General features: G+C 53.0%; 11 protein-coding genes. 5 read left to right on the forward strand and 6 right to left on the reverse strand.

Going from position 1 to position 10021, the window contains the following annotated elements:
* Positions 1 to 36 precede the first annotated feature (36 nt).
* On the forward strand, positions 37 to 762 hold the full coding sequence (locus IEY39_RS17630; RefSeq protein WP_188933905.1) for a glycosyltransferase family 2 protein: 726 nt from the start codon (positions 37 to 39) through the stop codon (positions 760 to 762).
* Positions 763 to 768: 6 nt separating this feature from the next.
* Here the strand turns inward: IEY39_RS17630 and IEY39_RS17635 are convergent, their stop codons facing one another.
* On the reverse strand, positions 769 to 2655 hold the full coding sequence (locus IEY39_RS17635) for a M23 family metallopeptidase (RefSeq protein WP_188933907.1): 1887 nt from the start codon (positions 2653 to 2655) through the stop codon (positions 769 to 771).
* Positions 2656 to 2670: 15 nt separating this feature from the next.
* Positions 2671 to 2718 (reverse strand): KxYKxGKxW signal peptide domain-containing protein, encoded by a 48-nt coding sequence (locus tag IEY39_RS30260; RefSeq protein ID WP_188934007.1) that lies wholly within the window; start codon positions 2716 to 2718, stop codon positions 2671 to 2673.
* A 237-nt stretch (positions 2719 to 2955) separates the two neighbouring features.
* Between IEY39_RS30260 and IEY39_RS17645 the strand changes: the two genes are divergently transcribed.
* From IEY39_RS17645 to IEY39_RS17655, 3 genes are all read left to right on the forward strand, one after another.
* Positions 2956 to 3171 (forward strand): hypothetical protein, encoded by a 216-nt coding sequence (locus IEY39_RS17645; RefSeq protein WP_188933909.1) that lies wholly within the window; start codon positions 2956 to 2958, stop codon positions 3169 to 3171.
* A 112-nt stretch (positions 3172 to 3283) separates the two neighbouring features.
* Positions 3284 to 6109 (forward strand): carbamoyl-phosphate synthase large subunit, encoded by a 2826-nt coding sequence (gene carB / locus IEY39_RS17650; RefSeq protein WP_188933914.1) that lies wholly within the window; start codon positions 3284 to 3286, stop codon positions 6107 to 6109.
* A 29-nt stretch (positions 6110 to 6138) separates the two neighbouring features.
* Entirely contained in the window at positions 6139 to 6750 is a 612-nt protein-coding gene (locus IEY39_RS17655) for a DUF4337 domain-containing protein (RefSeq protein WP_188933916.1), read from the forward strand.
* Here the strand turns inward: IEY39_RS17655 and IEY39_RS17660 are convergent.
* Positions 6723 to 7823 carry an acyltransferase family protein gene (locus IEY39_RS17660; RefSeq protein ID WP_188933918.1) on the reverse strand — a complete coding sequence of 367 codons (1101 nt, stop codon included), beginning with the start codon at positions 7821 to 7823 and terminating at the stop codon, positions 6723 to 6725. The two genes, IEY39_RS17655 and IEY39_RS17660, sit on opposite strands and share 28 nt — an antisense overlap.
* 162 nt (positions 7824 to 7985) lie before the next feature.
* Between IEY39_RS17660 and IEY39_RS17665 the strand changes: the two genes are divergently transcribed.
* Positions 7986 to 8486 (forward strand): hypothetical protein, encoded by a 501-nt coding sequence (locus IEY39_RS17665; protein ID WP_188933920.1) that lies wholly within the window; start codon positions 7986 to 7988, stop codon positions 8484 to 8486.
* Here IEY39_RS17665 and idi read toward each other — a convergent pair.
* From idi to IEY39_RS29865, 3 genes are all read right to left on the reverse strand, one after another.
* Positions 8470 to 9003, reverse strand: coding sequence for an isopentenyl-diphosphate Delta-isomerase (gene idi, locus IEY39_RS17670; RefSeq protein ID WP_188933922.1), 534 nt, complete (start codon positions 9001 to 9003; stop codon positions 8470 to 8472). The two genes, IEY39_RS17665 and idi, sit on opposite strands and share 17 nt — an antisense overlap.
* A 135-nt stretch (positions 9004 to 9138) precedes the next feature.
* The gene (locus IEY39_RS17675) at positions 9139 to 9639 is read right to left on the reverse strand and encodes an RNA polymerase sigma factor (protein WP_188933924.1); all 501 of its coding nucleotides are present in this window, start codon (positions 9637 to 9639) and stop codon (positions 9139 to 9141) included.
* Between the two features lie 169 nt (positions 9640 to 9808).
* The coding region (locus tag IEY39_RS29865) for a hypothetical protein (RefSeq protein ID WP_229688971.1) at positions 9809 to 10021 on the reverse strand (213 nt) is incomplete at its 5' end.

The following is a 10021-nucleotide window of genomic DNA, read 5'->3' on the forward strand; positions in this document are numbered from 1 at the left end:
CATTAATTTGCCCGCTAACAGCAGCCGCACTATTCAATGACCAAACAGATCAACAAGTTATCCATTGTCATTCCGGCTTACAATGAAGGAAAGACCATCCATCTTATCCTCGACCGGATCAAGAACGTTATCTTATCCAATGGCATCGAAAAGGAAGTGATCGTAGTAAACGACTGTTCCACCGATGATACGGAGCAGGCCCTCCAAAGATACATCAGTACCAATCAAGCCCTGAACATCCAGTATTTCAAACACGAAAAGAACATGGGCAAGGGCGCCGCCCTCCATACGGGCATCGCGCGGGCCACGGGGGAGTTCCTCGTGATACAGGATGCCGACCTGGAGTATGATCCCGACGAGTACAACGATCTTCTCAAGCCCGTCCTGAAGGGTTCTGCCGATGTCGTATACGGCTCCCGCTTCATGGGTGGCTCGCCCCACCGCATCCTTTTCTTCTGGCATTCCATCGGCAACAAGTTTCTTACTTCGCTGAGCAATATGTTCACCAATCTGAACCTGACCGATATGGAGACTTGCTATAAGCTGTTCGACACAAAGATCATCCAGGGTTTAAAGCTCGAAGAGAAGCGATTCGGATTCGAGCCGGAGGTGACCAGCAAGATAGCCAAGCTGGAGAATATCCGCATCTACGAGGTCGGCATCTCTTACTATGGCCGTACCTATGCCGAGGGCAAAAAGATCGGAATGCGGGATGGTTTCCGGGCCTTGTATTGCATCCTGAAATATTCCCTCTTCAAATAGCTGCACTCAGCGGGTGAACCAGATCTCTTTGGTCGCCTCATTTCCCGCCACATCCTGTGCAGTGATGCGCAACAGATGTCTGCCGGCCGGGCATTTCTCGTCAAAGTAATAGATATAGGCGAGGCCCTTGTCATTGGTGAAACAAAGCCACTGGCCACCCTTACAGTCTGCCGGCGGGTCGAGTTCGGCCCTGAAGTTGCGGATGGCGCCGAGGTTGTCTTTTACGGAGACAACTATGCGGGTGGCCTTACTCAGGTCGGTCCCGTCCGGGGTTCCGGGCAAGGTGATGACGGGCGCTTCCTGGTCTTCCACCAACTGAAAGTTGCCGAACTGCCGCCAGCGGGCGGATGCCCAGCCTCCCTGCCACTGCGGGCGCTGTACGTCTTTTGAGGCGCCATTGAAACAGACCATTACGATGTTGTCGACAGGCACCGGTGTACTACTGGCAGCCTGCAAGCTGTCTTTTGCCGTAGAGGAGATGGGTCGCAGCCGCACCAGCACGGGGTCGAGCAACGGTATCCAGGGTTCGCCGATAGCCTGTACGGCAGAGACACCGCCGGGCAGGGATAAACCGGAGCCGGGGTAGCCGATCGTGGTGGCGCCGACGGTCACCGAGTCATAGAGACTTTTCTCGCCGAGGTAGAAGGCAAAGTCCGGTGTTTCGAGTCCATCGACCATCCCGACGTAGAATTTTTTACTCAGGGTATAGGCAGGTGGGGCGTAAGACGTGGAAGCTGTTGCAGTGATGTCCGTCGCCGGCTGGTATTGTACCCGAAACTGCAGCCGGGAGGTGTTGCCGTAGGTATCTTTTACTTCTATCCGGATGGTATGAAAGCGGCCGTCCTCGAGCGGGACAACCCCATCACCCGGATGATTGGCGGGCGAAGCATAGATGGTAGGAGCTGGATAGCCTGGCAAGATGAACAGTTGTTGCAAAAATGGCCCGCCCATTTCCCGGGTCTTATAATCGATGTGGGCATTTATGTTTCGCGTGTTGTCATAGCTGATGTTGTTCATCCGGAAGCCGACGACCGGTTCGCCATCGACATACAGGCCGGCCTCATAGATGCCGTTGGGATTGGCAGAGCCGCTTTGCGTATCGAAGGCTGACAACGCAAAGCTGATGCGGGTAGTGGGGACAATGAGCAGGGAAGGGGCAAGGGCCCAGGACGCGGTCGCGGGAAGGCAGTCGCACGATGGTACAGCCCCCCGGTGAATGGGTAAAATGTGCGGTGACTGTTCGTAGATGCCCTGGTTGCGATCGTACCAGGCCAGGCGCAGCAGGGTAGGCGGGGTGTTGTCAGGCACGGGCATGCCAAAGAGTAAGGGGTTGAGGTTGACGTCGCCGGCAGTACGGCGGATCTCGAAATGGAGATGAGGTCCCTGGGAGCCGCCGGTGTTGCCGCTGTAGGCAATAAAGTCGCCTTTCTTCACGGGGAAGAGGGTAGGCGGCAGCTCGAGGGATAGCTGCCAGGACTGACGGCGATATTGTTGGTCGTGCACATAGGCCGCCAATGCAGGAAAGAATTTATTGAGGTGGCCGTATACTGTGGTATATCCATTGGGATGACAGATATAGATCGCCTGGCCGAAGCCCGCGGGCTCCACGGATACCCGGGCGACATAACCATCGGCAGCGGCAAAGACGGGTAGGTTCTCCCGGGCCTGTGTGCGGATGTCCAATCCCATGTGGTAGTGATTGGGGCGCAGCTCGCCAAAGTTGGCGGCCAGCTTCATCGGGATGGCAAGAGGATCGCGGAAATAATTGTGGGGATAGGAAGCCTCTTGAAAGAAGGCTGATGTCTGACCCTCGGTCGAGCCGCTTCCAGCGGCACCTTGAGCAAAGCTTTGAAATGTACAACAACAACAGACCGCAACAAGAAGATACTTCATGATGTTAATACAGGATTAATAAGCAAATGTAGCTATTCCCATTGTGAGCCAATTCTTCCCAATTTGATGTCTTTAAAGCAGGATCTGTCGGCCCGGTGACAAATCCGCAGAGGGGATCTTAACGTATGTACCAATGGAAAAAGTGAAGCGTTTGTTAATAAGCTGTTACCAATCAGCAATTGAAACAGGCCATTCAAAAAATACTACGAAAAGGGTAGGTTTTTTTTAGATTTTGGTACAGCTTTTGGCTAAGTAGAGATGTCTATAGTAAGGAAGGGTTCACCATCAAAAAGTACAGTTATGAAAGGATTTAAAAACAAAATGGTCGTTTTTCTGGCAGTGACTGTCGGAGGAATGATAGGCGTTGTCAAAGGCGAAGAAGCAAAACAGAAATGGGTGTTCCGCATGAAAAGCAAGTACGAGAATCGGAGGCTGATGGCGGAGCGTAAATCTATTGCGCGGAAGGGCGGTGTGCTGCTCGATGATATCGAGTTGGCGTCATACCACAAAAACTGAGCGAGCTTACCTTGTAAATTGTTAGTTATACGAGAACCCCGGCGTCTGCCGGGGTTTTTCTTTTGGAACAACCCCCACTGATCCGTACCTTTGCGCAATTTATTTTTTCTACATGCCCAAAGACTCCTCCATTCGTTCAGTCCTGATCATCGGATCGGGTCCCATCATCATCGGTCAAGCCTGTGAATTCGATTATTCCGGTACTCAGGCCGCCCGCAGCCTGCGGGAAGAAGGGGTCGAAGTGATCCTCATCAACAGTAACCCGGCTACTATTATGACCGACCCGATGATGGCAGACAGGGTTTACCTGTTGCCACTGACGGTGGAGAGTATCGAGCAGATATTGGAAGAGAACAAGATAGACGCTGTCCTGCCGACCATGGGTGGTCAAACGGCCCTCAATCTGGCAAAAGAAGCCGAAGACCTCGGCATCTGGGAAAAATATGGGGTCCGGCTCATCGGTGTAGACATCAAAGCCATCGACAAAGCGGAAGACCGCGAGAAGTTCAGGCAGTGGATGATCGAACTGGGAGTACCCGTCGCCACGGCCAAGACGGCCAACTCCTTCCTCGAAGGAAAAGAGTTCGCCCAGGAGATTGGCTTTCCGCTGGTGATCCGGCCGTCCTTCACCCTCGGCGGCACCGGCGGCGGTTTTGTACACGACAAAGAAGACCTCGACGAAGCGCTGAACAGAGGTCTTCAGGCATCGCCGATCCACGAAGTGCTGGTGGAGCAGGCGGTACTCGGCTGGAAGGAGTTCGAGCTCGAGCTGCTGCGTGATGCCAATAATAATGTAGTCATCATCTGTACGGTGGAGAACTTCGACCCGATGGGTGTACACACGGGAGACTCCATCACCGTGGCGCCGGCCATGACGCTTAGCGACACGGCTTTTCAGCTGATGCGCAACACCGCGATCATGATGATGAGGGATCTGGGGAATTTTGCCGGCGGCTGCAATGTACAGTTCGCCCTCAACCCCAAGACGGAAGAGATCATCGCCATCGAGATCAACCCCCGGGTGAGCCGCAGCTCTGCCCTGGCCTCCAAGGCAACGGGTTATCCCATCGCAAAGATCGCCGCCAAGCTGGCCATCGGCTACTATCTCGACGAGCTGAAGAACCAGATCACCAAGACTACTTCCGCCTACTTTGAGCCCGTGCAGGATTATGTCATCGTGAAGATACCGCGTTGGAACTTCGACAAGTTCAAAGGCGCCAACGATACCCTGGGATTACAGATGAAAAGCGTCGGGGAAGTGATGGCCATCGGCAGAAGCTTTACCGAAGCCGTACAGAAGGCCTGTCAGAGCCTGGAGAATAATGCCGTGGGCCTGGGCTACTATGGAAAAAGCCTCATGCATGCCGAAGAGCTGCTGGAATATATCAAGACGCCGAAGTGGGACCGCATCTTCCGCATCAAGGATGCATTGATGGCGGGCATCTCCGTAGGGACCATCTCCAAGGCCACCAACGGCATCGACCGCTGGTTCCTCTATGAGATCCAGAAGATCGTCAACATGGAGAAAGAGCTGGCGAAGTATAACATAGAGACCCTTCCCCTGCCCTTGCTGTCGGAAGCCAAGAAGCTGGGATTCGGCGACGAGCAGATCGTCAAGATCATAGGTTCGGGGTCGGAGGAAAGCCTGTATGAAAAACGCGTTGCCGCCGGCATCACCCGCATCTTTAAAATGGTAGATACCTGCTCGGCTGAATTCGAGGCAAAGACTCCCTACTTCTACTCCACCTTCGAGGGTGGCCATGCCAATGAAAGCAAGGTCAGCGATAAAAAGAAGATCGTCGTCCTGGGCAGCGGTCCCAACCGCATCGGTCAGGGTATTGAATTCGACTATTGCTGTGTCCATGGGCTGCTCGCCATAAAGGAATGCGGCTATGAGGCCATCATGGTCAATTGCAACCCCGAGACGGTATCTACCGACTTCGACGTTGCCGACAAGCTTTATTTTGAACCCGTCTACTGGGAGCATCTCTGGGAGATAATCCAGCATGAGAAGCCCGAGGGTGTTATCGTGCAGCTGGGCGGCCAGACGGCCCTGAAATTAGCCGAAAGCCTTACAGCCAAAGGGATCAGGATCATCGGCACCTCTTTCGACAGCATGGACATCGCAGAGGACCGGGGCCGGTTCAGCGACATGCTGAAAGAACTGAGCATCCCCTACCCCGACTACGGGACGGCATATGATGTAGACGAAGCCGTGCAGGTGGCGAACCGGGTGGGATATCCTGTACTGGTGCGGCCCTCCTATGTACTGGGTGGCCAGCGGATGCGGATCGTGATAAATGATGATGAAGTTGAAAAGGCGGTGGTGAGCCTGTTGAAACATATTCCCGGTAACAAGATACTTATCGACCATTTTCTCGACCGCTGCCAGGAAGCAGAGGTGGATGCCATCTTTGACGGTGACGACTTCCATGTGATGGGAGTGATGGAGCACATCGAGCCCGCGGGTATCCACAGCGGCGACAGCCATGCCGTGCTGCCGGCCTTTAACCTCAGCCCGATGGAAGTGACGACGATGGAATATTATGCGGAAAAGATCGCCCGGGCGCTGAATATAAAAGGGCTTATCAATGTACAGTTTGCGATAAAGAGTGGGAAGGTCTATGTGATAGAGGCCAACCCAAGGGCTTCACGGACGACTCCCTTCATCGCCAAGGCCTACCAGATTCCCTACCTCAACATTGCGACGAAGATCATGCTGGGTGAGCACAAGCTGAAGGACTTCACATTCGAGAAGAGGCTGCAGGGCTATGCCATCAAGGAGCCGGTGTTCAGCTTTTCCAAATTCCCCGGTGTCAGAACAGAGCTGGGACCCGAGATGAAGTCTACCGGGGAATCCATCCGCTTTATTAAAGACCTGCGGGACCCCAATTTCCGGCGGCTCTACAAGGACAGGAGCATGTATTTAAGTAAATAGTCATAGCTTAGGGTCTTAAATTGTTGTCCATGGAAGAATTGGAAGTTCCAACCGAACACCTGCATGAAAAGATCCAGGAAGAGGCCGAGGAGAAGAAAGACAAGTGGACGCTTTATGTTGCTTTGTCCACTGCGATGATGGCCGTATTGGCGGCTGTCGCTGGTCTGCTGGCGGGTCACCATGCCAACGAGGCGCTGGTTGAAAGGGTGAAGGCCTCCGACGCCTGGAATTACTACCAGGCTAAGAGCGTGAAACAGGAGATATTGGTGAATACCGATAAGATCATGCGGGCAGTGAGGGGCGGAACGGGGGCGAATGAGCATGCGGTGGGGGCTAGCCGCAACGGCGCGGCAGGAGCGGGCGACAATGGCGCCGCGGTGCCTGCAGAAGGGGACAACAGCAAGGATATTGCCCGCTACGATAAAGAAAAGGCAGATGTAAAGAAGCAGGCCGAAGAAGCCGAAAAAGCGTCCGACGCCCATCTGGCCAAACATGTTCCACTAGCTTCCGCCGTTACGGCTTTTCAGATAGCCATTGCCGTCTCCGCCATCTCTCTCATCACCCGGCGGAGGAATCTCTGGTATGGCAGCCTGCTGCTGACCGTAGTGGGCGCCTACTTCCTGGTTGAGGGGTTGTTCTGACGCAGCCTGTTTCCTATCCGGATGGAAGGGAGCTCCACCCAATGATACATCGCGTACGAAAGGAGGAAGATCGCCAGCGTTGCGAGAATACCACTTACCACCCTGTAACCGGGATAGTGCAGGGGGCTCTTGTTGAACAAACCAATGAATACATGGATCAGCGGCTGATGCACCAGAAAAATGCTAAAGCTGCACAGGCCTATCGTAATGACGACCCTGGCAGGCCAGTTTTGCAGGGTTATTCTTTTGGCATGCAGGAACCAGTCCATAAAGAATACCCCGATGATGGCGACCGCATATTGCCCCAGGGCATAGATCGGCGCCACGCAAACCGCAACTACCAGACCGCCGAGGGCGAAGAGGCGATCGCGGCGGCTTAGAAAACTCCATAGGCTTTTCCCTTCAAAATACGCTTCCCCCAGCAAGGCGCCTGTCGCCCAGATAAACCAGAGCGAAACGGGAGCGTTGGCCCAGGGCAGGGCACCGGCCAGGCTGCTTACGTGCATGCCGACGGTCTGCCATGCCACGGAAAGAAGAAAGGTGAACCCTACCATCGGCTTTACTCCCCATCGTTTCCTGCCATAGAGAAAAAGAGCATACAGCAAATAGAGCTGTACCTCCGCGGCCAGACACCAGAAGGTGGGATTGACGGAAAAATACGTCCGGGTAAAAAGGTTCTGCAACGAGAGAGCGTGGAGCAGAAAGGTGAGCCAGCCGTCCCTGCTGCTGAAAAGACCCTTTTCCAGGAAGAGGCTAAAGGCGATCAAGACCAGGAGATAGGGTGGATAAACCCGCCAAAACCGCCGGCTGTAGAACCCGCGCAGGGTGAATTGCCGGTCTTTCAGATAGCCCAGGTGAAGAAGGAAGCCACTGACAAGAATAAATATCGTTACCCCTCCCCAGCCGATGCTGCGGGGCAGAAAGTTCAACAGGAATACCCGGGCGGCAGGGTGGCCGCTATCTGCAACGACCATCCCTCCATAGGCGGGGAAATAGTACCACAGAAAATGCGCCTGAAAAACGGTGAGAATGGCTATTCCCCGTAAAAAATCGATCTTTCTGAAGTGGTGCATAGCGGAAAATTAGCGGTCGGAAGCCATTCTAGCAAGGATTTTGCTGTAAGAATCCTGGCAAAAAATGCCATAAAAAATAATTTTTTGCCAGGACATTCGCCAATGTCCGGGACCGGATTCCATCCGGTCTGGATAGCAACAAAAGCTAAAATCGCACTACTTATGAAGCAACTCTTTTCCGTAATGTTATTTATGGGTTTCGTGTCCGTAAGCATGGGACAGCTAAAGGCCAAGGTAAAATGCCCGGACTTTTATGTAGATGTGCTCGACGGCACGGTCAATGGCATCAAGCCCAACTACACCCAAAACGAGATCAAGGAGAAATTTCCCTGTTTCACCAGCGCCGAAGATGAATCCAATGAAGCCAAATGCGGCGGCGGCATTTTCTTTAAGGACAAGGGGATCATGTTCTACACTAAAAGAAAGTATGTCGAGGTAGGCCCCAAATTAATCGGCAAGACCAGCATCCCTCTCCTGGGGACGAAACGCGGCACACTGTTCAGGACCCTGGGTAATCCGAAGATAAAAGACGATCTCTGGGATGCCTTTGAAATGCAGTATGGCACCCTCGTTCTGCATTATGATGTGGCCGGCGCGGCGGGAAAGGTGAAGTATTTCCAGTTCAGCACCCTTGGTTCGGACGGGCTTAACCTTTGCGAGTAGTCGCCATCTTTTCCCTTACTAACGGGAAGGCCAGGTGGAACCAGCTGGTATAATTATCCGGATGGACAGCCAGGCCTTCCTTTATTTCTTCCAGCGAGCAGTACCGATAATCACTCACTTCGGCAGCATTGGGATGGATGTCTTCATCATCATAATATCCCACAAAGACATGATCGAACTCGAATTCCGTGAGACCGTTATCAAATTCCGAACGATAGGTAAAGTCGAAAAGTTTTTCCAGGCTGGTGGTGAACCCCAGCTCTTCCCGAAGCCTGCGGCATGCTGCGGCAAGCGTATCTTCCCCCGGCCGGGGATGGCTGCAACATGCGTTTGTCCACAGCCCCGGGCTATGATATTTATCCCCCGCACGCTGTTGTAACAGCATCTCTCCTTTCGAATTGAAAATGAAAACACTGAAGGCCCGGTGTAAGACGGCTTTCCGGTGCGCTTCCATTTTTTCCATCGTACCTATTGGAGCATCTTCCTCATTGACCAGGATTACTTCTTCTCTATGCATGCACCAAGTTAGGAATTTATGTGCGGAAGATGTGCTTTCGGAAAAATTGCACATCTTCCGCAATCGGCTTATGTCTGGCCTTCGGCCGACGGACCTTCGGTCCGTCTTGGCCCGAATGGAGATGACAGACAGGCGTTAAAATCGCTGGATCTGATTCTTCAGGAGCTTGCGGGCAAAGTGGATGCGACTCTTGATAGTACCCAGGGGCTCCTGTAGCATCTCGGCAATCTCGTGGTATTTGAATCCATCGAAATAAAGCAGGAAAGGATTGCGGAAAATCTCCGGCAGCTTGTGGATCGCCGCCTGGATATCCTTTACCCGGAGGTTGCTTTCGACAGTACCGGGCACTGCCATTTGCGCGGAGTTTAACAGGAATTCGTTGGGAGTACTGTCAAAGATGGTATTTTGTTTGGCTTTACGGCGGTAGTTATTGATAAAAATATTCCGCATGATCGTGTAAAGCCACGCCTTGATGTTAGTGCCTACGTTATACTTATCCTTGTTTGCTAATGCGCGAAACAGAGTTTCCTGGAAAAGGTCTTTTGCTGCTTCAGAATCACGGGTGAGCGTGATAGCGAACGGCTTTAAGAACTCTGCGTTGTTGACCAGGAGCTGGTTGAATTCTACTGTAGCCATGATTTTGTTGTTTTAATGATTCGTCTATTGATTCAATGATCTTCTAACCCCAAAATTAAGTATTTATATACACCTGTCTTAAATTATGTGACCTACGGTTTCGTTAAAAGCCAATAGGCGGATAATCAGTCGGTTGTACAATTCTTCTGTTGATACGTGTGCCATGCGATTATTCTTCCTCTTTTATATGCAAAAAAAGGGCCTGCTCGTGGAGATGCCAGAAAGACAGCAAAAGTTGGGACAGATTTGACAGGCGTGGGGGGAAATTTGGCAGGCGGCGAGGCGGGGCAAGCGGGGGCGGGGCGACGTAGGTGAGGGCGGGCTTGCGGAGGTTGCGGCGAGGGTGGCGGGGCAAGCGAGGGTGGCGGGGCAAGCGGGGGCG

This window comes from Puia dinghuensis (assembly GCF_014642875.1).
In the GTDB taxonomy this organism is placed as follows: Bacteria; Bacteroidota; Bacteroidia; order Chitinophagales; family Chitinophagaceae; genus Puia; species Puia dinghuensis.